The organism is Lacinutrix sp. MEBiC02595 (assembly GCF_053601555.1).
Window position 1 is genome coordinate 670,962 of sequence record NZ_JBSHNU010000243.1, and the last position, 21,995, is coordinate 692,956.

Here is a 21,995-nt window from a genome sequence, read left to right on the forward strand (position 1 = left end):
GCATGTTTTTTTTTGTTTTTTATGAAATTCTATTTCTTTTATAGTAGAAGTCTCGAGAAGTGATGCCGATGTTATGCATTAGGGATTGCAGTGTCTAGCTTTTGGCGCGTGTGCGTTTTAAGCCAAAACTAATAACGGAAAGCCCGACGTTACGTAGCTTAAGCGAAGTAGCGGAATGCCCTAAAAAAAGCTATTAATAATGTTTTAAAAAGCGTTTTGTTTAATTATCTTTGTGGCACTTAAAAAAAAGAATATATGTCAATTTCAGATTTATTTGATAGTGGATTTAAAAAGCGTAATGAAGACCATTTTGCATCAATTGTTAGAGTTGCAATGGATGATGGTGTTATTACAGATGAAGAAAAGGCGTTTTTAGATCGTTTAGCTAGAAATTTAGATATTAGCGAAGGGGATTATGCAATAATTTTAAAGGATTATGCTTCCCACCATATTAATCCTCCAACTTCTTACGATAATCGTTTAGAGCGTTTATATGATTTGTCTAGAATGGTTTATGTGGATCATATTAAAGGAGATAATGAAGAACTTGTTTTGCGTAAAATTGCAGTTGGTTTAGGTTTTAAACCTGAAAACGTGAAATATGTAGTAGATAAGGCACTTGTTTTAGTTAGTAATAAAGTGGATTTAGATACTTTTATGGAAGAAATTAAAACAATGAATAAATAATAATTTTATATTATTTGGTATTAAAAAAGGCGATCTATATAATAGTTCGCCTTTTTTTTATTTTAAGTATTTTCGAATGGTTTTTAGTAAACTTTTCTCGTCAAAGGGTTTGCTAATAACATCGTTTATTTTTGCCTTTTTGTAGCGTTTTAAATCTTCAGGAAACACTTTTCCTGTTAAAGCTATAATTGGTATTTTTTTGAGTTCTTTTTCTGGTAGTTGTCTAATTTCTATGGCAAGTTGATCTCCAGTCGTATTTGGTAGATTTATATCCATTAAAATAACATCTGGCTTTTGGTTTTTTATGGTTTCAATTAGATTTTCAGGATTGGTAACGATATCTAAATAAAACTTTCCTTGCGCTGCTAAAATTTTAAGAACGGAAAGTTGCGTTATTTCCGAGTTTTCTACTAAAAGAATATGGTATTTATCTTTTTCTAGTTTTTCTACGGTAGCAACTTCTACTTTTTTATCTTTTGTTTTGGTATCTAACTTAAAACTTAAGTTTAGCGCTAAAGAAGTCCCTTCATTAAAGGTGCTATCAATAGAAATATTGCCATCCATTAGCGATACCAAGTTTTTTACAATGGCTAATCCTAATCCGGTGCCTTTGTTTCTTTGGTTCTTGTCTATTTGAGTAAAACTTGTAAATATTTTTTCTAGGTTTCCTTCTTCTATACCAATACCGGTGTCTATAATTTGAAAATGGATACTTGCTTTATTTGCTCTTACTTGATTTAAAGAAACATGTAAAGTGATACTACCTTTTGTGGTGTATTTAATTGCATTGTCTATTAGATTACCAAGTATTTGCTTTAATCTATATGGGTCGCCAATGATTTGTGCGGGTAGTTTTTCTCCAATAGTATTAAGAAAAGTTAATCCTTTTTCTTCGGCTTTTATTTTATAGGTAAAAATAAATTCTTCTAAAAACTCATAAAGGTTAAAAGAATCTTCTACAAGATTAAGTTTGCCAACTTCTATTTTAGAGATATCTAAAATGTCTTCAATCATATGTTTTAAATGATTGGAAGAGGTATTGATAATATTTAAGTAATCTTTTTGTTCGGAGTCTAGATTGGTTTTTCCTAAGATATCTACAAAGGTACCTATACCAGAAAGAGGTTCTCTAATTTCATGACTAAAATTAGCGATGAAGGTATTTTTAAATTCTTCTTTTTCTAGTAAATATTTGTTTTTTAATTCAAGAATTTGGGAGTCTATAACCGATTCGTTTCTCTTTTGCGCAGTTAATTGGTAATTACTGTAATGCGTTGTTAAGTCTTGAATTATTATTAGCGAATGTGTTTCAGAAAAAGTTTTGAGCGTAATATCTGCTATTATGTCTTCATTGTCTGTCGCTAAATGAATACATGAGAATAGAAACTCTTGGTTTTTTTCTGTGTCTAATAAGGAGGTGATGCTTTCGAAAAAAGGATGTAAACTAGTTATGTCCTGCTTGGTAATCTTTGAGAAGAAAGCGTCATCAGAATCTAAGATAACACCTTTTTTGTCAATAATTAGATATTGAATAATAGCTTTTTCATGCGCTATTTTATATTCTGCAAGCATTATTCTTGAGTTTATGAAATTAATTGTTTAGCTAATGTAGAGAATAGATCATTAACTTTAGTATTTGCTTTTGCACTTGTGTAAAAATCGGTGAACGGCCCAAAAACATCGCTGTTCTGCTTAATAAAGTCTTTTGTAACTAAATCCTTTTTGTTTCCAACTACTTTTACTGGGATGTTTGGGTAGTTTGTTTTGATAAAGTTTAAATCACTTTCTAATTGCTCATAGGTAGTAGGTCTTGTAAGGTCGAAGACATATATCATACCACTAGTACCTAACATATAAGATGGTCTTGTGTTGGTTATATCATCATTACCTTCTAAATCCCATAGGATTAAAGAAACGGTCTCTTTTGGAGAAATTACAACTTCTTTTTTTAATATGTGTACACCAATAGTTACTTTATAGTTGTCTGTAAAGGTGTCTTCGACAAAACGTCTTATTAGTGAAGATTTACCAACGCCAAAGTGTCCTAGTAAAACTATTTTTTTAGAGATATTCATTAGCAAAATATGCTTTTAATTTTTTAGTTAAAGATTCTTTATTACTTAAATCTGTTTTGTTTATTGTGTTTTGCGCAAAATCTAGTAGTTTGTCTTCTAATGCACTTTTATGTGTAGCATTAAATATGCCAGAAATCACAACTGCTATATAGTAAGATGAGAAATTTTGAATATAAATACTATAGGTTTCATATTCAATAAGTTCTAGGTTTTGATTGTTTTTTTTAAATGCATCTTCCACAAAGCTTTTTATTGCTGTGAGCATTCCTGCAACCATATCTTCATCTATATCATCTGTTTTGGAGTATTTGGAAATGAGTAAACCAGACCCTTTTTCAATAACCATAAACTGATTTAATTTAGGAGCATGTTGCTCTTGTAAAATTAAATCGGCCTCGCTAACACCAGAAGTTTTAGCTTTAAATTTACGTTTAAAACTTTTGAAAGAAAAGGTGTTGTCTATTTGTTCGTTTATTTTTTCGGATAAAAGTTTAAATTCATTCTGAATGTACTTTTTTATCATTCTACCAAGAATAGGATATAATGCTTCTACTACGGCATCTTGCGAGTTTTTGATCTCTGTTTTTAAGGCTTCTGTAATTGCAGGGCCTAGTGTTTCTGGTATTTCTAGAACAAATTTATTTAATTGATCTTGAATAATTGGATTTACCTTTTCGGATAAATTTGTTTTTTGATTTATGGTTTCTTCAAGAATTTTAATTTTCTCATGAATAGATAAAGCGTATTCCCTCTCATCTGTTAATAAGATGTCTTTAAGAATTTTAAGTTTATCTTCTTGATTCATAAGTGCTAGTAATTTGTATTACTTGCTTATTTTTTCCCCAAGATTCATTAGCAAATCGCCTAACAGTTTTCTGTCTAATTTCTTATCATCAAGAGCATCTGCTTTGTCATTAAAAGAATTTTCAAGATCTGTAATTCTTATGTTAATGTCGGTGCTTAAGTTATCTATATTTTGAAGCAATTCTTTTCTAACGTCATCTACCAAGTTTTCTAATTCTTGTTTTTTGGAAAGGATGTCATTTTTTACAGATTCAAACTCACTATCGTAAGCCTGCATGTTTTCCCCAAAAATAAGCTGTTTTATTGCATCAATTTTGGTGGAAGCTTCTACATCTGAATTGTGTGTTGCTGTATTGCTATTTGTAAGTTTATCTTTAGCCATTATGGTTTAGCTTTTGTTTAAAAAAGTAATGTACAAAAATAATGAAAAAGTAAGGACTTAAACTAGTAATTTTTAAGCGTTTTGCATAAATTCTTCTGCTTTTTCTACCATATTTTTACTTCCGCATAAAAATGGCACTCTTTGGTGAAGTTCTGTAGGTTCAATTTCCATAATTCTGGTATAGCCATCACTAGCTTTTCCGTTTGCTTGTTCTGCTATAAATGCCATTGGATTACACTCGTATAACAAACGTAGTTTACCTTCCGAATTTTTAGAACTTTTAGGATACATGTAGATTCCTCCTTTTATCATATTTCTATGAAAATCGGAAACTAAAGAACCAATATATCTGCTTGTGTATGGTCTATCACCTTCTTCCATTTGGCAATATTTAATATAGTTTTTAACACCTAAAGGAAAGTGTACGTAATTACCTTCGTTCACCGAGTAAATTTTACCATCTATAGGAAATTGCATGTTTGGATGTGATAAATAAAAGGTACCAATTGCCGGATTAAGAGTAAAACCATTAACACCATCTCCTGTTGTGTAAACAATCATGGTAGATGTTCCATAAACAATATAACCTGCCGCTACTTGTTGGTCTCCTTTTTGTAAAAAATCTTCTAAAGTAACAGGGGTTCCTACTGGAGTTACACGTCTATAAATAGAAAAAATAGTACCTACAGAAACATTTACATCTATGTTAGAGGAACCGTCTAAAGGATCTATTAAGACAATGTATTTATTTTGGTTGTTTTCGTCTTGGCTATTAATTGCAATAAAATCATCTTCTTCTTCACTTGCAATACCACAAACTATATTTCTTTTTGTAAGTGTTTGTATAAATTTTTCGTTGGCATAAACATCCAGTTTTTGTTGGTCTTCTCCTTGAATGTTGGTATCTCCAGCTGCACCGATAATATCTACTAAACCAGCTTTGTTTACTTCATGGTTTACCACTTTTGCAGCTAACCTGATAGAGTTAATAAGTCTAGATAACTCGCCAGAAGTATATTTAAAAGATGTTTGATTTTCTATAATAAATTCTCCTAATGTTTGTTTTGTTCTAGACATAATAGCTTTTTAATAGTTTGTACAAATATCGCTTTTTTTAGCAAACTATAACGTTATCGTTTTACTTTAATGCATAAAAATTAATGGCTTTAAACTATATTTGAGAATAAAATAAGCAGATGGACTTTATAATTAGAGAGGCAACTATAAAAGATGCAAAACAAATCTTAGGTTTAATTGTAGAATTGGCAGTTTTTGAAAAGGAACCGAATGCCGTAGAGGTAACGGTACAGGATTTAGAAAAAGACGGATTTGGAACGAGTCCTGTTTTTAAATGTTTTGTTGCGGAATACCAGAATGAAATTGCAGGTATCGCTGTGGTTTATGACAGATATTCTACTTGGAAAGGAAAAATAATACACCTTGAAGATCTTATTGTAAGTCAAAAATATAGAGGCAAAGGACTTGGTACTTTACTTTTGAATCAAGTGGTTATCTATGGGAATAAACTTGGTGTAAAAAGAATCAACTGGGAAGTTATTGATTGGAATGAGCCTGCAATTAGTTTCTATGAACAAAAAGGGGCAAATGTACTTCGTAATTGGGATGTGGTGCAATTGGATGAAATGGGAATTAAAAATTATTTATTAAATATATGATAGTTTTTAAATTTGGAGGCGCATCTATTAAAGATGCGGAAGGTGTAAAAAACTTAGTGAAAACCTTACAAACTGTTGGTTTTGAAAATACCTTAATTGTGGTTTCGGCAATGGGTAAAATCACCAATGCTTTAGAGCTAGTTATAGATAAATATTATAAAGATAAAGCCGCATTACAAAGTGCTATTCAAGAAGTGAAAAAGTTTCACAATGAAATTTTATTAGATTTATTTACGAATGAGAATCATGTGGTGTTTGCTAGAATAAGTGCTTTATTAGACGAATTAGATTCCTTTTTTAAAACTAATAAATCGCCAGATTATAATTATGTTTATGATCAAACGATATGTTATGGTGAGTTAGCATCTACAATAATTATTAGTGCCTATTTTAATGAAGTAGGTTTAATAAATAGTTGGTTAGATGTAAGAGAATACATTAAAACAGATAATTACTATCGAAGAGCAAATGTAAATTGGGAAATAACGCAAGCCCAAATTAGTGCTAAATTTAATACCAATACGTTAAACATTACGCAAGGTTTTATTGGTAGCGATGCTAATAATTTCACAACTACTTTAGGAAGAGAAGGAAGTGATTATACCGCAGCCATTTTTGCCTATTGTTTAAATGCGGAAAGCGTAACGATTTGGAAAGATGTACCAGGTGTTTTAAATGCAGACCCGCGTTATTTTGAAAATGCACAATTGCTAAACAAAATATCCTATAGAGAAGCGATTGAGTTGGCTTTTTATGGTGCTTCTGTAATTCACCCTAAAACCTTGCAGCCTTTGCAGCAAAAGGAAATCCCTTTGTATGTAAAGTCTTTTTTAAATCCGGAAGCCGCAGGAACTAAGGTGAGTAAAGGTGTAGATTTAGATCCCAAAATACCTTGTTTTATAGTTAAGAAAAATCAGGTGTTAATTTCGCTTTCGTCTTTAGATTTCTCGTATATCGTAGAAGAAAATATTAGCGAAATATTTAGTTTGCTTCATTTATATAAAATGAAAGTAGATGTCATACAAAACTCGGCAATTAGTTTTTCAGTGTGTATAGAAAACAATTATAATAATTTAGGTAAATTGATCCAACATTTAAAAGCGAAATTTAGAGTGGTTTATAACGAAGATGTTTCGTTATATACTATTAGACATAGTAATGATCAGGTGGTTAAGCAATTGGAGAAAGATAAGGTGGTGCTTTTAAAACAATTAACGCAATCCACTACGCAGATCGTTACTAAGTAAACATTTATTACATTTGCGCTTGCGTATATATTTTTCCGTACGTAAGAAAGTGTAAAAATATTAGCATAAAAAAACAAATATGAGTCTAGTAACAGCAAAAGAAGTAGCAAAAGCCATACACGTAGATAAGTATGGTTTTCTTGGTACATTCTTTGGTTGGCTTTTAATGAAGGTTTTAAAAATATCGACCTTAAATAGAGTGTACAATAGAAATAAGCATTTAGAAGGTTTGCCTTTTTTAGAAGCTATTTTAGATGAATTCCAGATAAAATTCGAAATTCCTGAAGAAGATTTAAAACGTTTGCCAAAAGATGGCGCATATATAACGGTCTCTAACCATCCGCTTGGTGGAATAGATGGTGTTTTGCTTTTAAAGTTGATGTTAGAGCAAAGAAAAGACTTTAAAATAATTGCAAACTTCTTGCTTCATCGCATTGCGCCAATGAAACCTTATATTATGCCTGTAAATCCTTTTGAAGACAGGAAAGATGTGAAGTCTAGTGTTGCTGGTTTTAAAAATTCTATTTTGCATTTACGTGATGGGCACCCACTTGGTTTGTTCCCCGCGGGAGAAGTTTCTACCTATAGAGATGGTAAGTTGGTAGTCGATAAACCTTGGGAAGAAACAGCAATCAAGCTTATTAAAAAAGCAGAAGTTCCTGTAGTACCCATTTATTTTCATGCCAAAAATTCGAAATTGTTTTATAAGCTATCCAAAATTAGCGATACGTTTAGAACTGCAAAATTACCATCCGAAGTTTTAACACAAAAACGTAGAACTATTAAAGTACGAATAGGAAAACCAATTAGTGTAAAAGACCAAGAGGAGCACGAAACTATTGAAAGTCTTTCGGAGTTTTTAAGGAAGAAAACCTACATGTTATCGCATGCTTTTGAAGATGAACCTAAAATTTTAGAGAATCTTTCTAATACATTAAAAACGCCAGCAAAACCGCCAAAGCGTATTGTGACTCCGGTAAGTAAGGAATCTATGATAGAAGAAGTGGAAGCCTTAAGACAAGATGATTTAAGGTTGTTGCAAAGTAAAAACTATGAAGTCTTTTTAACGCCAGCAAGCAAAATTCCTAATGTACTTCATGAAATTGGTCGTCTACGAGAAATTACATTTAGAGAAGTCGGTGAAGGTACTAATGAAGCTATCGATTTAGATGATTTTGACAACTATTACCACCACATGTTTCTTTGGGATAACGTCACCAATACCTTAGCCGGAGCATATAGAATGGGACTTGGTTCTCAAATATTTGCTAAATATGGTATTGATGGATTTTACCTTCAAGATTTGTTTCGATTTGAGCCAGAATTATATAAAATGATGAGCCAATCTATAGAAATGGGTAGGGCTTTCATTATTAAAAGTTACCAACAAAAACCAATGCCTTTATTTTTGCTTTGGAAAGGAATTGTACATACTACATTGCGTTATCCGGAACATAAATTTTTAATTGGTGGTGTAAGTATTAGTAATCAGTTTTCAAATTTCTCAAAATCTTTAATGATCGAGTTTATGAAATCCAATTACTACGATCCTTACGTTGCGCAATATGTGCATCCTAAAAAAGAATTTAAAGTCGTTTTAAAAGATGCAGATAAAGACTTTGTTTTTGATGCCGCGGAAGCAGATTTAAACAAGTTTGATAAAATTATAGACGAAGTAGAACCAGGTGCATTACGACTTCCTGTGTTGCTTAAAAAATACATTAAACAGAATGCTAGGTTGGTCGCTTTTAACGTAGATCCTTTATTTAATAATGCGGTAGATGGTTTAATGTATATTAAAATTGCTGACTTACCAGAAAGTACTGTTCGTCCAGTTATGGAAGAATTTCAAGCCGAATTAGAACGCAAGTTTACTAGTGAGAACTCTGAAGAAGAATAAGTTTAAAATGAAAAGTATCCTTGGGATTTTACTAATGTTTTCTTGTTTTTCGTATTCCCAGGAAATTAAAAATATGGTTTTAGATGCGAATACAAAAGAACCATTAGAAGCGGTATCTGTGTATTTTAATGAAACGACTATAGGTACAACTACAAATACAAAAGGCTATTTCACAATAACAGACAAAGTCTCTCCAAATGCTACTTTAGTAATTAGTTTTGTTGGTTATGAAACCAGGTTATTTTCTTTAGACGAAATAAGAGGATTAGATGTGGTTTATTTAAAAGAAAAAGCAACCAGTTTAAATGAAGTTGTATTAGAAAGAGATTATTGGAGTAGAGAAAAAAAACTAAAAATATTTAGAAGAGAATTTCTGGGTAATGATATGTCGTCTTCCTCTTGTAAGATTAGTAATGAAGATGCCATTCGGTTAATTTATATAGCATCTGAAGATATATTGTACGCATACTGTGAAGTCCCAATTCTTATTAAGAATAAGCATTTAGGGTATGATGTAAAATATAATTTAGTAGATTTTGAAATTAAATTTAAACAAAGTTTAAGTGGGTTAAAATTGGTTGAAAGTGTGGTCTACAGTGGAACAAGTTTATTTGCGGAGCAGAATAAAAGAACCAAGAAGAAACATAATGTACAACGAGAAAAGGAATATTTAGGCTCTGCGCTTCACTTTATGAGGTCTTTGGCAAAAAAGAAACTCTTAGAGAATAATTTTGAGATTTTTATAAAAGACCCTTCCGGAACTTCTAATCTGTTTTTCCCAGTAAATGCCTATACCTATTTAATTGTTGAAGATCAAGAAGATCAAAACGTAAAACTTACCGTAGAGAATAGAGAAATTGTTATTTCCTATGATAAAAATGTACAATCTACGCTTGTTACTAAAGCAGATTCTAATGTGTTTTTGATAGACAGTTATGGAATACACGCACCTGTAGATAAAATGTTTTTTAGTGGCTACTTTGGTAATAAAAGAATAGCGACTATGTTACCCGCAGATTATCAATTTTAGTGTTATATTGTACTTCATTTCTATGGTAATTGGTTCTTTTAAGAATGAAATTTATGATATAAATAGTTCTAATTCTAACCTGAAATCATGATCAAAAAATACGTTTTATTGCTGCTTACTATATTTTTGTGTGTTGCTTCTTTTGCGCAAACCATTCAAGGTCATGTTTATGATAAGAATACAAAACAGCCTTTAGAAAGCGTTTCTATTTACTTTGATAATACTACAATTGGCGCCGTTACTAATAATAAAGGATATTTTAAGATTGATTATTCTAGTAATACGACTTCTCCTTTAGTAATATCCTATTTGGGGTATAAAAAAATAATTAATCAAGAGTGTAAGCCAAAGGAAGACTATGTTTTTTATTTAGAAGAAGATTTAAATTCTTTAGATGAAGTTGTTTTAGAAGTTAAAGACGAATGGAGCAGAACGAAAAAAATGAAGGAATTTAAAGAGCAATTTTTGGGTAGCACTAAAAATGCTAAATCTTGTAAAATTTTAAACGAAGCAGATATAACGTTGTATTATAATAGTCCTAAAAAGCAATTAGTAGCCTATGCAAGTAAGCCTATAATAGTCCTAAACAAGAGTTTGAATTATAAGATTAAATATGATTTACAAGAATTTTCAATAGATTACACGCTTCGGGAAGTACTTGTAGGCAATAATCTTAAAACCAAAAAAAAAGTGTACCAAGTGGAGACCGTTTTTTATGCCGGAACGACCCTGTTTAGTGATATAGAAGAAGAAACGAATCCGAAGATTTTAGAAAAAAGAAACAAAGCATTTGATGGCTCTATATTACATTTTATGAGAGCATTGGTAAATGATCAATTAGAGGAAGAGGAATTTGTTATTTTACAGGAAGGAAGTAAAGTAGCACCAGAACATTATATCTCTATTCGCAAGACGGAAAGAGAAGGTTTGGTTAAAGTGCGAATTTCAAAAGAAATGGAAGTGGTTTATAAAAATAGAAGGCGTTCTTCTATTCTTCCTATTGCTGAAGAATTTACGGTAGATGCATTAGGTGTTTATAGTCCAATAAAAAGCCTAAATTTTAGTGGAGATATGTCTGTAAATAGAATGTCAGATGCATTACCATTAGATTTTCGTTTAGAAACTAACCTATTTTAATTGAAATTCTGGGTAAGACTATTTTATAGTTTACCTTTATTTATAGGGGAAATAGAACCGCTTCTTAAGCACTTGCGTGTACTTGAATTTTCACAAAAAAGTCATTCATAAGTCTTCTACAAGCATTTAGCTTTTCGGTATTAATCGAATAACTTAAACTTTTACCACTAGCAGATTGGTCTAATAAGCCAATTTTTTTTATTTCACTTAAGTGCTGCGAAATAGTAGGTTGCGCTAAACCAATTTCTTTAACAATATCATTACAAATACAACCAGACTCGCAACAACTAATATATTTTATAATAGCAACTCTTGCAGGATGGCTAAACACTTTAGCGACTTTGGCTAAGTAATTATTTTCTGCTTCATGAATGTTTAATTTGGTAGATCCCATACGTTTAGTTTTATATAAAGTATAAATATAATAGTAATATTGCAATATTACGATATGAGTTATAATAAAAAAGCCAAAACTTATGTTTTGGCTTTTTATATGTTAAAGAGATTTAAACCAATCTTGAAAGTATTCGCCCAAAATTGGGGTTAATTTCTTTTCCCCACTTAAAGCTCCTATTAAACTCATTACCCAAAGTATAACTAGAACTAAACTTAAAATCCAGCCGACTAACGGAATAAAACCTAATAGTAATAAACAAAGACCTAAACCTAAAACTTGTCTAATATAAAAAGAACCATATTCTGATTTCTTTTCTCCATTATTCATGACTAAAGCTATCACCCATCCAATTATAGTTAGGTGTGCAATAATAGCAACATTTTTACTATCGCTTAATACTTCTTTGGCATCTTCGGCAAAGTCGCTTGCTTTTTCCTTAGCGTCCTCGGCAAAATCACTAGCTTTATGCGCTGCTTTTTTTGCTCCTTCCTTTACGTCACCTATCATATCCTCTAGGTCATCGCTTAAATTTTTTTCGTCTGCCATTAGTTTTGTGGTTTAATTGATTGACTTCTAAATTAATGAAAAAAAGCTAGATTCTCATCTAGCTTATGTTTAATTGTTTGTTTATTATCTATTTAGGGCCAAAAAGTCTTTGAAAAAAACTTTTTGTTTTCACTTTTGTTTCTTCCAATGCTTCTTTAGCATCTTCGGCTAAGTCCTCTAATTTTTCGCTAGCCTCATTTGCAAATTCTGTTGTTTTCTCTGCTACGTTGTCAAAAGCTTCCTTTGCATCTTCTGCAAACTCACCAGCTTTTACTTTGGCAGTATCCATAGCTTCTTTAGCATCACCTTCAATAAATTGGTTGGCTTTGTCTTTAGCATTTGTAAACGCTTCTTTGGCGTCTTCTGCAAACTCGCTAGCTTTTACTTTGGCAGCATCTATAGCTTCCTTAGCATCACCTTCTAAAAAGGCATTGGCTTTGTCTTTAGCATTTGTAAAAGCTTCTTTAGTATCCTCGGCAAAATCTTCTAGTTTTTCTCCAGCTTCCTCTGCTAATGTACTTGCTTTATTTTTTGCATTTTCTAAAGATTCATTAGCATTTTCTTTTAAATTTTCCGATTTATTTGCAATAGCATCTGCAGCATTATCTAGCGAGTTTGCTATATTATCTATTGGATCGTTTATTTTATCTTCTATGTTTTTATTTTTTGTAGCCATGGTGTTTTAATTTAAAATGTTATTGAAGTTAACGGTTTTTATTTATAGAAACGCTTTATCTATTGGTTCCCAAAGTTCAATTTTGTTGCCGTCGTTATCTAAAATCCACCCAAATTTCCCATATTCGTATTCTTCCATTTCACCAATAATAGTAACGCCTTCTTCTTTTAAAGTTGCTAATAATTCCTTTAAGTTTTCTACACGATAGTTAAACATAAAGTCTTTTTTAGAAGGTTCAAAATGTTTGGAATCTGTTGCAAAAGGACTCCATTGTGTAGAGCAGTCTTTTCCTTCTTTGTCTTTCCACCAAAAAGTAGATCCGTAATCGTCGGTATTAAAACCTAAATGTTTTTTGTACCAATCTTTTGCTGCTTTTGGATCTTTCGTTTTAAAGAATAACCCGCCAATTCCTGTAACTCGTTTTTTCATTGAAAATGTTTTTTCATTCCCTTGAAAAAGGGAATCTTATTAATGTATCCTTTATTTCTTTTTGATATTGTTTTCATAAATACCAACCCAATCTTTTACCGTTAATTTGGTACATAGTTCTGCAATTAAATGGAACGGAATTTCTTCTATTTTTTTAAATCGGATACAGCTTTTCCCCATATCTAATTTGCGTTTGCAGTGTTTTGGATATTCGGAAACAAACCAATCATGTATCTCTGGTTTTGCATAAATGCCCATATGGTATAGGTTTATAGAATTCTTTTGTGAAGCAAAACTCATAAAAGGCAATGGTGTTTTTGGATCACAATGATAACCATCGGGATATATAGTATGTGGTACCACATAGCCAATCATACCATAAGAAATTACTTCTTCAAAACCTTTTGGTAAATTATCTGTAATGGTTTTGCGTAATTTTTTTAAAACCGTTTGTCTTTCTTCTGGGACTTGATTTATATAATCTTCTGGTGAACTTGCTTCGTATTGCATGGTATATCAACTCGTTTAGTTGGATTTTCTAGTTGCTATTTTTCCACCAAGCCAAGCCATTGGAATATAAGCTATTACAACATCTGTAAAGGCAAACCATGTTGGTCCTGGTAACATATAATTTACAGCAATACCTCCTAATAAAAATAGTACTCCGATAGCTAACGCAAATTTCATTTTATGATTAAATGCTATAAGACCAGCAATTAGTGCTCCAATAAGCGAACCTAAAGCATGCCCTAAAAATGGAAAAATAAAATGATGCGCTTCTAGCGTTGGCATTACTTCTGCCAAAGCATGCATGTCATTTGGGTCGATACCTTGAATTGGGAATAGTTTATTTCCTAATTGAATAAGGGACATGTTTATAAGACTACCACCGAACCAGCCGAAGATTACTGCTAAAATATTTCTAAGGATAGGATGCATCGTTGATGGTTTTTAGTGATTTAAATTTAGTGAATTTATTTTTATGAAAAATGAACCTTGCTAAAGCTTAAAAAAAAGTTGTATTTTATCTACTATAGTTTGTGCTAGTTTTTCTTTACTTTCTATAGTCCAACCTGCAACATGCGGAGAAAGTAAAACGTTTTCTGCTTGTATTAAATACTGAAATGCTTCTGGCATCTCAATTGCGCTCGATGTGACACTTTTTTTAAATAAATTTTCGAACGAAGCTTTTTCGTATTCTAAAACATCGAGTCCTGCTCCTAAAATTTTACCGGATTGCAAAGCGGAAACTACATCTTTAGTAACGACGCTTTTTCCTCTTGCGGTATTGATAAACCAGAATGGTTTGGCGAATTTGTTAATAAAATCTGCGTCCACCATATTCGTGGTTAAAGGAGTTTCTGGGGTATGTAGGCTAATTACATCTGCCTCATTAAAAAGCACTTCTAAAGGGACTTGTTCTGCATTAGCATCTCCAACGTTATCTTTTAAATCATAGCATAAAACATCTATTTCAAAACCACGAAGCTTTTTTGCAAATGCTTTTCCCATGTTACCATAACCAATAAGACCAACGGTTTTTCCGTCTAGTTCGATTCCTCTGTTTTCTTCGCGTAACCATTTACCAGCCCGTACTTCTTGATCTGCTTTATTGAGTTTGTTAAATAAACTAAGTAACATGGCTAAACTATGCTCACCAACTGCGTTTCTGTTTCCTTCTGGAGCCGAAATTAAATGGATGCCTTTGCTTTTTGCATAATCACAATCTATGTTTTCTAATCCTGCACCAACACGGCCTATAAATTTTAGGTTGGTTGCGGCATCTAGAAAGGTTTTATCTATGCTAAAACGACTTCGTATTATAAAGCCATCATACTCGTGTATTTTATTAAGAATGTCTTGTTTTGAAGATGTGTAATCTTCGTGATTAGTAAAGCCTAAATCGTTTAATTGATTTATTAAAAGTGGGTGGTTGGAATCTAAGTGAAGGATTTTCATGGTTTTTTTGTGCGAAAGTGTAATCGAATTGCTTTTCTATAAAGTAAAAGTACAATATTTTACGCTTTCGTATTCTGTTTTTTTAACAGGAAAGATGCTCTTTGTTGTTTTGTATTTGCGTTAGGGATTGAACGGCATGTTTGAGCTCTTTTTATTTTTCATAAAAAAGCGAGTAGTGAAAGCGCGACCCTTGTGGTAACGCCATAATTATTAAAAACCTAAAATAAGTTTTGCGATGGAAAAGTATAATAGTATACCAAATACGTCATTACTGGTGGTGATAAATGGTCCGGTTGCTACGGCAGGATCAATACCTCTTTTGTCTAAAAAAATCGGGATAAATGTGCCAATAAGTGCTGCCATTACTATCACTGCAACTAGTGCTATTGCTATGGTTATAGAGACTACATATGGTGTACCAAATACAAAATGTGTGATGAGTAAACCTATAACTGCGATGGCGAAACCGTTTACTAAACCTAAAAGAAATTCTTTAAAAAGGCGTTTTAAAATATTACCATCTATGCTGTCATTTGCTAAACCTTGCACAACAATTGCAGAGGATTGTACACCAACATTTCCGGCAGTTGCCTGTATTAAAGGCACAAAACTTAAGAGCACAATAAAACTGCCCATGTCTTGGTTAAAATGCTCAATAATACTTGCAGCACCTAAACCACCAAACATACCAATTAATAGCCAAGGTAGGCGTGCTTTTGTTAGTTTCCAGATACTATCATCTGCTTCTACATCGCGGGAAATACCTGCTGCTAGTTGGTAATCTTTTTCGGCTTCTTCTCGAATAACATCTACAATATCATCAATGGTAATTCGACCAACTAATGTTTTATTTACATCGACTACAGGAATTGCTTCTAAATCATATTTTTGCATGATTTTGGCAACTTCTTCTACATCTTCGTGCACATCTACATAATCTACTTTTGGGATGTAAACGTCAGAAATATGTGCTTTTGTAGAAGCCATTAACAGGTCTTTTAGCGATAAGCGACCAATTAGTTTTCCGGCATTATCTACAACATATATGGAGTGTACGCGTGTTACATCTTCTGCTTGCGCACGCATTTCTTTTACGCATCTATTAATAGTCCAGTTTTCGTTTACTTTTACCAATTCTTTTGCCATGAGTCCTCCGGCAACATCTTCATCATAGGTTAAAAGCTCTTGAATATCTGCTGCGTGTTCGGCATCTTCAATTTGGGCAATTACGTGTTCTTGACGTGCTTCTGGAAGTTCGGAAATAATATCGGCAGCATCATCGGTATCTAGTTCTTCTAGTTCTTCGGCAATTTCTTTTACGGAAAGATTAGCTAGTATTTTTTCACGATTGTCATCATCTAGTTCTAAAAGAATTTCGGATGTTTTTTCGCTATCTAAAAGTTTGAAAATATAAGTAGCTTGTTCTAGATTAATTTCATCTAGAATTTCTGCAATATCGGCATGATGAAAATCATTTAATAGATTAGAAAGTGCGTCGTCATTTCTAGCATCTACCAATTGTGCTACTTGCTCAATAAGCTCTTCACTTATTTGAAACTTAATATTTTCGTTATTTTCTTCCACTAAATCCTAATCTTTTACATCATTTTCAATTAAAGTAGTGAGCGCAATAAACTGTGCGACACTTAATTGTTCTGGGCGTTTGCCAAAGATAGCATCTTCTCTTAAACTATCAGATAAATTGAGTGTTTTTAAACTGTTACGAAGTGTTTTTCTTCGTTGCTGAAAAGCAGTTTTTACTACTTTAAAAAGCATCTTTTCATCACAAGCTAAACTGTAATCCTTTTTTCTTGTAAGACGAAGTACTCCAGATTCTACTCTTGGAGGCGGATTAAAAACTGCTGGTGGCACGGTGAATAAATATTCGGCATCATAGAAAGCTTGCGTTAAAACGGAAAGAATCCCGTAGACTTTAGATCCTTCTTTAGAGCAAATACGTTGTGCTACTTCTTTTTGAAACATACCAGAAAACTCTGGAATTTGATCGCGCATTTCTAATGTTTTAAAAACGATTTGCGTAGAAATATTATACGGGAAGTTACCAATTATAGCAAAAGGTTCTCCTTTAAAAACCTCGTTTAAATCGTACTTTAAAAAATCTTTTTCTATAATTCTAGATGCTAGAGTTAAGTAGTTGTTTTTTAGGTATTCTACAGATTCGGTATCTATTTCTATGACGTGTGTGGTAACCTCTTTTTTAAGTAAATACTTTGTTAAAACACCCATTCCCGGACCAATCTCTAAAACGGTTTTGTAGTTTTTTAGCGTTAGGGAATCTGCAATTTTTTGCGCAATGTCTTCGTCTTTTAAAAAGTGCTGCCCTAATTTTTTTTTTGCTTTTACTTGATGGTTATGTGCCACGTAATTATTGTTTAATCTGTTAATGCTAACTCCAATGAAGAGCAGGCTTTTGCTTTTTGTACCGCTAAATAGGTTCGTGTTATTTAGAACGACAAAATTAGGCTATTTAAAAGTAACATGGTATTCATCTACAATTTGAAGTTCTGTTCTAAAAGCTAGCATTTTATCTGCAAACTTTTTTTGTCCTTCTGTTCTTAGGCGTTCTGCATCTTCTTTATAATACGCATCTAAAGCTTCTCTGGAATAACTGGTGTACTGAATAGAGTAGGTGTGGCCTTCTATTTTGTCTTCTACTAATACTTTGGTTAACGTTGCTTTTTCAAATTTCCCTGTTCCAAGTACTTGTGGAATGTGTTCTTTTATCCAAATTAACCATTCGTCATGAATATCTTCTTCAAAATTTAGAGTAACGTTATAGATATATTTTGTTTGTTTCATAGTTTCTTATTTCTTTTTTGTCACCTGTAGCTTCTAGATCGGTATTCCCGTGGATATCGACTTCTAGTTCTGGAAGTTTTAGTGTTCGTTTAAAGTTTTTGCAAATAACAGAAGTTCTTCTTCACTATCAAAAGGTTTCACTCGTTTTTGATAGGTTAATCCTAATTTTTCTATCAATTTAATAGAAGGAGCGTTTGTAGGTAAAGTAATTGCTACAATAGTTTGAAGTTTGAAAACTTCTTTTGCTAGCTTTAAAACTGCTATAGAAGCTTCATAACCATAGCCTTTTCCTTCATTTTCTGGAAGCATTGCAAAACCAATATCTACATGTTCTAGTGTATCGCGTTTTAGGAGTCCGCAAGTACCAATAGGTTGGTTGTCTCCTTCTTTTAATCGGAGTACATAAAAACCAAATCCGTTGGTATTATAGCTTTTTATGTGACTTTCGGTAATACGTTGTTCTGCCTCTTCTATAGATTTTACATTTCGGTCACCAATATATTTAAGCCAATGTGGTGTGTTTACTAACTCTAAAAAGAAAGGAGCATCGTCTATAGAAAATTTAGATATGGTTAGTCTTTCTGTTTCGGCTACGATCATTTTTTTTTTTTTTTTGGATTTCTGTATGGATTAGAAAGTTCGAAGTGACAATTTTAACTAACAACTAACAACTAACAACTAACAACTAACAACTAACAACTAACAACTAACAACTAACAACTAACAACTAATTAATAGCATCACCACGAAGCATCCTGAAATTTTTTCTGGCTTCTATAAAGTAAATGCTGTCTTGATGATTAAAGATGATTTGTTCGTACAGTTCTTTTGCCTTTTCTGGTTGCGCTAAATGATCGTTGTATAATTTTGCTAGATAAAAAAGTGCATCATCTGCAAGAATTTCTTCTTTATAATCTTTTATGATTTTTGCATAATTATTGGCTGCTTTTTGGTATTGTTTTTTGCTTTCAAAAAGTTGTGCTTGTTTGTATAGTGCTTGATCTATTATAGTTTCGGTTTTATGCGCTTCCATAATTTTGTCTAGTACGTTAATTGCTTCTTGCGTTTTATGCTGATAGGCATACAAATCTGCTTTAGCATATAGTTTTAAGGCGGTTTGTGTAGAGTCTTCGTATTTGTTATCTGAAATCAGTAATTTTAAATCCAATGCATCGTTTGCAATCAGTTGCGAAGTGGAAGATTTTAGAATTTTTAATTGGGATTCTGCCCATTTAAAATCACCTTTATAGTAGCTTGTTTTTGCTACTTTAAAACGTGCTTCTTGAGATATGGTACTATTTTTTAAGCTTCGCTGAATTTGGGTATAATAAATTAATGCTTCGTTAAATTTTTCCTCAAATACTAAAATGTCTGCCAATTCTAATTTTACTTCGGAAGCTTGATACGTTGTTAATCGCTGTTCTAAACTTTCTTTTAAAAATTGAATTGCTTGTGTTGTATCGTTTAAATGGAAAGCTAAAAAATGCGCATAGGCTATTTGTAATGGAATGGTACCCGCAAATTTACCATAGGTTTCTAAAAGGTTTATATATTTTTCATTTAGGTCGGGATAGTCTTTAGGGTCTGCGTTTTTAGTTTTTATTTTTAAAATATTATTTTCTGTTTTTAAAGTAATTTCTGGGTCTTGCGAAGTTTCTATAATGTACTCGAAAATTTCTATAGCAATAGCATCTTGGTTCTCATTAGTTGCTATTAAAGCTACATTTTCTATTCTGTATAAGCTTTCCGGATTTCTTTTAAAGATGGCTTTTTCTTGGGTAAATGCTTTGTAATATTCTTTTTGCTGAATGAATAACCAGCTTAATAAATTATTAAATAGTAAGTCTGGCGTTTCTTGAATTTTTTTTAGTAGTATTTTCTTTAAGAGGATGTTATTTGGGTTGTTCTTGTCTTCGCTTATAAATTCACTAAAAGCACGTTTTATGGTGTTTACATAATTTTCATTGGTTTCAATAAAATTTATATAGCTAGAAAACATTTTTTCTACATCGCCTTGCTCTCCATAGATTCTAGCCAATTGCACATTAAAATTATACGCTGGTTTAAGCTGCATTGCTTTTTCATAGGTAATAATGGCTTGGTCTAAAAGGGAGTGTTCTTCAAAAGCACGAGCAATATCGTAGGCGGCATTAACGTCTATATCTACCGCTTCTAGGGCTTTGTTATAGTTTATATTGGTGTTTTCAACATCTTTTTTTAATTGGTAATTATAGCCAAGCTCTACGAGTAATGCTGGGTATTTTATAATAGATGTTTGTAGTAGTTCTTGGGCTTCCTCTAAGTGCTCCAGCTGTTGGTGTGTTTTTGCTAACTGAATAAGATAAATGTAGTTGGTAGGGTTCTTGTCGTAAAGTTTTTTGTAAAGTATTTGTGCTTTTTCAAATTCTCCGTTTTTAAAATATTCTTTAGCCAAAAGGTCCTCTTGCGCGAAAGCATGAAAACTAAAAAGAAAACAAAAGATATATAAAAACTTCATAAGATTATGGCAAGTACTTTGCGTAAATATAAGAAATGTAACTAGTAGATATTGTAAATATTAGGTTAAAAAAATGCCTGAAATGTTATTTCAGGCATTAACCAATCTAAATAATTGTGCTATTAATCAATGTCAATTTAACATGATTCAAATACTTGATCGGGGCATTTTTATTTGTCTCTTATTATTACGTTATATTTTTTTGCGAAAACGTTAAACCATAAAACGAAAAGAAGTAAAATCTTTTTCTTTTTAAGAAGGTTTAATAATCTATGATATAAAACTCAGGTTTTTTTTTGAATTAACCATGCGTAATAGAATATATTCGTTAAACAACGTTATATTTTAGCGTTTCATCGGTAAAGATGAGGGAATTTACTACACTTTGTGCGTTTTTACAACCGTATTTTAGTTGATGATTTTAAAACCTGTATAAGGTACTAATGCTTCCGGAATAACAATACCATCTTCGGTTTGGTAGTTTTCAAGAATTCCCGCTAGCACTCTAGGTAAAGCTAAAGAGCTTCCGTTAAGTGTGTGCGCAAGTTCGTTTTTACCTTCGCTATTTTTAAAACGTAATTTTAAACGGTTTGCTTGGTAGTTCTCAAAGTTAGACACACTAGAAATTTCTAACCATCGGTCTTGTGCTGTAGAGAATAATTCAAAATCATAAGTCATTGCAGAAGGAAAACCAGTATCACCACCACAAAGTCTTAATATTCTGTATGGTAAGTTAAGTTCTCTTAAAATATTTTTGACGTGCTCTATCATGCCATTAAAGGCGTTATAGGAGTTGTCTGGATGTTCTACACGAATGATTTCTACTTTATCAAATTGATGTAATCTATTTAATCCTCTCACGTGTGCACCATAACTGCCTGCTTCTCTACGAAAACAAGGTGTGTAACCTGTGATACCAATAGGTAATTCGTTTTCGTTTAAAATAACATCTCTAAAGATGTTTGTTCCAGGAACTTCGGCTGTAGGAATTAAGTATAAATCGTCGCGAGAATCATGATACATTTGTCCTTCTTTATCCGGTAATTGCCCAGTACCATAACAAGATGCTTCGTTTACTAAAAGCGGTAATTGATATTCTGTATAGCCAGCTTCAATATTTTTATCTAAAAAATAAGCGATTAAAGCACGTTGTAATCTTGCCCCTTTGCCTTTGTACACAGGAAATCCAGCACCAGCAATTTTATTACCAAGCTCAAAATCTATAATGTCGTATTTTTTTGCAAGTTCCCAATGTGGCATTGCGCCATCATATAAAGTAGGGATTTCTCCTTCTTTAAAAATTTCTTCGTTGTCGTCTTCTGAGTTTCCTTTTGGAACAGATTCGTGAGGTACATTAGGAATTTTATACAACAGGTTGGTTAAAGCCTCCACTTTAGCGTTTAGTTTTTCACTTAGCTCTTTGGAAGCTTCTTTTAAATCTACAGTTTTAGCCTTTAAAATAGTTGCTTTTGCTGCTTGACCAGATTTATACAGTTCACCAATTTCTTTAGAAATAGCATTGGATTCTGCAAGAGTACCATCTAATTCTGTTTGAATCTGTTTACGTTCTTCATCAAAAGTAATTACTTCTTCAATTATTTGTGTAGCATCAAAATTTCTTTTTGCTAAACGTGTAATTACTAAATCTTTGTTTTCTCTAATAAATGGTACTTGTAACATGCTTTATTTTTTTGTTCTGAAATATATTCCAATAGGAAAGCGTAAAAATAAGA

General features: G+C 32.1%; 24 protein-coding genes. 6 read left to right on the forward strand and 18 right to left on the reverse strand.

Annotation, left to right across the window (positions count from 1 at the left end; all coding sequences use genetic code 11):
• The first annotated feature begins 255 nt into the window (after positions 1 to 255).
• Positions 256 to 687 (forward strand): TerB family tellurite resistance protein, encoded by a 432-nt coding sequence (locus ACVCZW_RS16625; RefSeq protein ID WP_452230814.1) that lies wholly within the window; start codon positions 256 to 258, stop codon positions 685 to 687.
• 57 nt (positions 688 to 744) lie between these two features.
• Here the strand turns inward: ACVCZW_RS16625 and ACVCZW_RS16630 are convergent, their stop codons facing one another.
• The 5 genes from ACVCZW_RS16630 to fbp all read right to left on the reverse strand — a co-directional run bounded on the left by ACVCZW_RS16630 (position 745) and on the right by fbp (position 5,025).
• Positions 745 to 2,259, reverse strand: coding sequence for an ATP-binding response regulator (locus ACVCZW_RS16630; RefSeq protein ID WP_452230815.1), 1,515 nt, complete (start codon positions 2,257 to 2,259; stop codon positions 745 to 747).
• Positions 2,260 to 2,270: 11 nt separating this feature from the next.
• Positions 2,271 to 2,762, reverse strand: a complete 492-nt coding sequence (locus tag ACVCZW_RS16635) for a Rab family GTPase (protein WP_452230816.1) — start codon at positions 2,760 to 2,762, stop codon at positions 2,271 to 2,273.
• Positions 2,749 to 3,567: a cell envelope biogenesis protein OmpA gene (locus ACVCZW_RS16640; RefSeq protein WP_452230817.1), complete on the reverse strand. Its 819-nt coding sequence runs from the start codon at positions 3,565 to 3,567 to the stop codon at positions 2,749 to 2,751. The genes ACVCZW_RS16635 and ACVCZW_RS16640 overlap by 14 nt, the downstream gene beginning before the upstream one ends.
• 18 nt (positions 3,568 to 3,585) lie before the next feature.
• Positions 3,586 to 3,948 (reverse strand): fructose 1,6-bisphosphatase, encoded by a 363-nt coding sequence (locus ACVCZW_RS16645; protein WP_452230818.1) that lies wholly within the window; start codon positions 3,946 to 3,948, stop codon positions 3,586 to 3,588.
• A 72-nt stretch (positions 3,949 to 4,020) separates the two neighbouring features.
• The gene (gene fbp, locus ACVCZW_RS16650; RefSeq protein WP_452230819.1) at positions 4,021 to 5,025 is read right to left on the reverse strand and encodes a class 1 fructose-bisphosphatase; all 1,005 of its coding nucleotides are present in this window, start codon (positions 5,023 to 5,025) and stop codon (positions 4,021 to 4,023) included.
• A 119-nt stretch (positions 5,026 to 5,144) separates the two neighbouring features.
• Here fbp and ACVCZW_RS16655 point away from each other — a divergent pair, with 119 nt between their 5' ends.
• From ACVCZW_RS16655 to ACVCZW_RS16675, 5 genes are all read left to right on the forward strand, one after another.
• Positions 5,145 to 5,624 carry an N-acetyltransferase family protein gene (locus tag ACVCZW_RS16655; protein ID WP_452230820.1) on the forward strand — a complete coding sequence of 160 codons (480 nt, stop codon included), beginning with the start codon at positions 5,145 to 5,147 and terminating at the stop codon, positions 5,622 to 5,624.
• The gene (locus ACVCZW_RS16660) at positions 5,621 to 6,871 is read left to right on the forward strand and encodes an aspartate kinase (protein ID WP_452232957.1); all 1,251 of its coding nucleotides are present in this window, start codon (positions 5,621 to 5,623) and stop codon (positions 6,869 to 6,871) included. The genes ACVCZW_RS16655 and ACVCZW_RS16660 overlap by 4 nt, the downstream gene beginning before the upstream one ends.
• A 79-nt stretch (positions 6,872 to 6,950) precedes the next feature.
• Positions 6,951 to 8,771 carry a GNAT family N-acyltransferase gene (locus ACVCZW_RS16665; RefSeq protein WP_452230822.1) on the forward strand — a complete coding sequence of 607 codons (1,821 nt, stop codon included), beginning with the start codon at positions 6,951 to 6,953 and terminating at the stop codon, positions 8,769 to 8,771.
• A gap of 7 nt (positions 8,772 to 8,778) precedes the next feature.
• The gene (locus ACVCZW_RS16670; protein WP_452230823.1) at positions 8,779 to 9,801 is read left to right on the forward strand and encodes a carboxypeptidase-like regulatory domain-containing protein; all 1,023 of its coding nucleotides are present in this window, start codon (positions 8,779 to 8,781) and stop codon (positions 9,799 to 9,801) included.
• Positions 9,802 to 9,888: 87 nt separating this feature from the next.
• Positions 9,889 to 10,938, forward strand: a complete 1,050-nt coding sequence (locus ACVCZW_RS16675) for a carboxypeptidase-like regulatory domain-containing protein (RefSeq protein WP_452232958.1) — start codon at positions 9,889 to 9,891, stop codon at positions 10,936 to 10,938.
• A gap of 64 nt (positions 10,939 to 11,002) precedes the next feature.
• Here the strand turns inward: ACVCZW_RS16675 and ACVCZW_RS16680 are convergent, their stop codons facing one another.
• From ACVCZW_RS16680 to serS, 13 genes are all read right to left on the reverse strand, one after another.
• Complete coding sequence (locus tag ACVCZW_RS16680; RefSeq protein ID WP_452230825.1) at positions 11,003 to 11,332, reverse strand: ArsR/SmtB family transcription factor; 330 nt, start codon at positions 11,330 to 11,332, stop codon at positions 11,003 to 11,005.
• 102 nt (positions 11,333 to 11,434) lie between these two features.
• The gene (locus ACVCZW_RS16685; protein ID WP_452232959.1) at positions 11,435 to 11,881 is read right to left on the reverse strand and encodes a YtxH domain-containing protein; all 447 of its coding nucleotides are present in this window, start codon (positions 11,879 to 11,881) and stop codon (positions 11,435 to 11,437) included.
• 88 nt (positions 11,882 to 11,969) lie between these two features.
• Positions 11,970 to 12,557 carry a hypothetical protein gene (locus ACVCZW_RS16690; protein ID WP_452232960.1) on the reverse strand — a complete coding sequence of 196 codons (588 nt, stop codon included), beginning with the start codon at positions 12,555 to 12,557 and terminating at the stop codon, positions 11,970 to 11,972.
• Positions 12,558 to 12,599: 42 nt separating this feature from the next.
• Positions 12,600 to 12,986, reverse strand: coding sequence for a VOC family protein (locus tag ACVCZW_RS16695; protein WP_452232961.1), 387 nt, complete (start codon positions 12,984 to 12,986; stop codon positions 12,600 to 12,602).
• Positions 12,987 to 13,037: 51 nt separating this feature from the next.
• Positions 13,038 to 13,496: a DUF1801 domain-containing protein gene (locus ACVCZW_RS16700; protein WP_452232962.1), complete on the reverse strand. Its 459-nt coding sequence runs from the start codon at positions 13,494 to 13,496 to the stop codon at positions 13,038 to 13,040.
• 15 nt (positions 13,497 to 13,511) lie between these two features.
• A complete protein-coding gene (locus ACVCZW_RS16705; protein WP_452232963.1) occupies positions 13,512 to 13,925 on the reverse strand; it encodes a hypothetical protein in 414 nt (137 codons plus the stop codon).
• A gap of 60 nt (positions 13,926 to 13,985) precedes the next feature.
• Positions 13,986 to 14,945 (reverse strand): 2-hydroxyacid dehydrogenase, encoded by a 960-nt coding sequence (locus ACVCZW_RS16710; protein WP_452230831.1) that lies wholly within the window; start codon positions 14,943 to 14,945, stop codon positions 13,986 to 13,988.
• Positions 14,946 to 15,155: 210 nt separating this feature from the next.
• Complete coding sequence (gene mgtE / locus ACVCZW_RS16715) at positions 15,156 to 16,529, reverse strand: magnesium transporter (RefSeq protein ID WP_452230832.1); 1,374 nt, start codon at positions 16,527 to 16,529, stop codon at positions 15,156 to 15,158.
• Between the two features lie 6 nt (positions 16,530 to 16,535).
• A complete protein-coding gene (gene rsmA, locus ACVCZW_RS16720; RefSeq protein WP_452230833.1) occupies positions 16,536 to 17,327 on the reverse strand; it encodes a 16S rRNA (adenine(1518)-N(6)/adenine(1519)-N(6))-dimethyltransferase RsmA in 792 nt (263 codons plus the stop codon).
• A gap of 102 nt (positions 17,328 to 17,429) precedes the next feature.
• Positions 17,430 to 17,765: a DUF4286 family protein gene (locus ACVCZW_RS16725; protein ID WP_452230834.1), complete on the reverse strand. Its 336-nt coding sequence runs from the start codon at positions 17,763 to 17,765 to the stop codon at positions 17,430 to 17,432.
• Between the two features lie 78 nt (positions 17,766 to 17,843).
• Positions 17,844 to 18,365 carry a GNAT family N-acetyltransferase gene (locus tag ACVCZW_RS16730; protein ID WP_452232964.1) on the reverse strand — a complete coding sequence of 174 codons (522 nt, stop codon included), beginning with the start codon at positions 18,363 to 18,365 and terminating at the stop codon, positions 17,844 to 17,846.
• Positions 18,366 to 18,492: 127 nt separating this feature from the next.
• The gene (locus ACVCZW_RS16735) at positions 18,493 to 20,199 is read right to left on the reverse strand and encodes a tetratricopeptide repeat protein (RefSeq protein WP_452232965.1); all 1,707 of its coding nucleotides are present in this window, start codon (positions 20,197 to 20,199) and stop codon (positions 18,493 to 18,495) included.
• A gap of 471 nt (positions 20,200 to 20,670) precedes the next feature.
• Positions 20,671 to 21,942 carry a serine--tRNA ligase gene (gene serS / locus ACVCZW_RS16740; protein WP_452232966.1) on the reverse strand — a complete coding sequence of 424 codons (1,272 nt, stop codon included), beginning with the start codon at positions 21,940 to 21,942 and terminating at the stop codon, positions 20,671 to 20,673.
• Positions 21,943 to 21,995 lie beyond the last annotated feature (53 nt).

Excerpts from the sequence above, each read along its gene's own strand:
- ACVCZW_RS16685 (WP_452232959.1), bottom strand. The coding sequence starts at position 11,881 with ATGGCAGACGAAAAAAATTTAAGCGATGACCTAGAGGATATGATAGGT.
- ACVCZW_RS16725 (WP_452230834.1), bottom strand. The coding sequence starts at position 17,765 with ATGAAACAAACAAAATATATCTATAACGTTACTCTAAATTTTGAAGAA.
- ACVCZW_RS16705 (WP_452232963.1), bottom strand. The coding sequence starts at position 13,925 with ATGCATCCTATCCTTAGAAATATTTTAGCAGTAATCTTCGGCTGGTTC.
- ACVCZW_RS16645 (WP_452230818.1), bottom strand. The coding sequence starts at position 3,948 with ATGGCTAAAGATAAACTTACAAATAGCAATACAGCAACACACAATTCA.
- ACVCZW_RS16630 (WP_452230815.1), bottom strand. The coding sequence starts at position 2,259 with ATGCTTGCAGAATATAAAATAGCGCATGAAAAAGCTATTATTCAATAT.
- ACVCZW_RS16660 (WP_452232957.1), top strand. The coding sequence starts at position 5,621 with ATGATAGTTTTTAAATTTGGAGGCGCATCTATTAAAGATGCGGAAGGT.
- ACVCZW_RS16655 (WP_452230820.1), top strand. The coding sequence starts at position 5,145 with ATGGACTTTATAATTAGAGAGGCAACTATAAAAGATGCAAAACAAATC.
- ACVCZW_RS16730 (WP_452232964.1), bottom strand. The coding sequence starts at position 18,365 with ATGATCGTAGCCGAAACAGAAAGACTAACCATATCTAAATTTTCTATA.
- ACVCZW_RS16710 (WP_452230831.1), bottom strand. The coding sequence starts at position 14,945 with ATGAAAATCCTTCACTTAGATTCCAACCACCCACTTTTAATAAATCAA.
- ACVCZW_RS16670 (WP_452230823.1), top strand. The coding sequence starts at position 8,779 with ATGAAAAGTATCCTTGGGATTTTACTAATGTTTTCTTGTTTTTCGTAT.
- ACVCZW_RS16635 (WP_452230816.1), bottom strand. The coding sequence starts at position 2,762 with ATGAATATCTCTAAAAAAATAGTTTTACTAGGACACTTTGGCGTTGGT.
- ACVCZW_RS16690 (WP_452232960.1), bottom strand. The coding sequence starts at position 12,557 with ATGGCTACAAAAAATAAAAACATAGAAGATAAAATAAACGATCCAATA.
- ACVCZW_RS16695 (WP_452232961.1), bottom strand. The coding sequence starts at position 12,986 with ATGAAAAAACGAGTTACAGGAATTGGCGGGTTATTCTTTAAAACGAAA.
- ACVCZW_RS16625 (WP_452230814.1), top strand. The coding sequence starts at position 256 with ATGTCAATTTCAGATTTATTTGATAGTGGATTTAAAAAGCGTAATGAA.
- fbp (WP_452230819.1), bottom strand. The coding sequence starts at position 5,025 with ATGTCTAGAACAAAACAAACATTAGGAGAATTTATTATAGAAAATCAA.
- serS (WP_452232966.1), bottom strand. The coding sequence starts at position 21,942 with ATGTTACAAGTACCATTTATTAGAGAAAACAAAGATTTAGTAATTACA.
- ACVCZW_RS16700 (WP_452232962.1), bottom strand. The coding sequence starts at position 13,496 with ATGCAATACGAAGCAAGTTCACCAGAAGATTATATAAATCAAGTCCCA.
- ACVCZW_RS16640 (WP_452230817.1), bottom strand. The coding sequence starts at position 3,567 with ATGAATCAAGAAGATAAACTTAAAATTCTTAAAGACATCTTATTAACA.
- ACVCZW_RS16680 (WP_452230825.1), bottom strand. The coding sequence starts at position 11,332 with ATGGGATCTACCAAATTAAACATTCATGAAGCAGAAAATAATTACTTA.
- ACVCZW_RS16665 (WP_452230822.1), top strand. The coding sequence starts at position 6,951 with ATGAGTCTAGTAACAGCAAAAGAAGTAGCAAAAGCCATACACGTAGAT.
- ACVCZW_RS16675 (WP_452232958.1), top strand. The coding sequence starts at position 9,889 with ATGATCAAAAAATACGTTTTATTGCTGCTTACTATATTTTTGTGTGTT.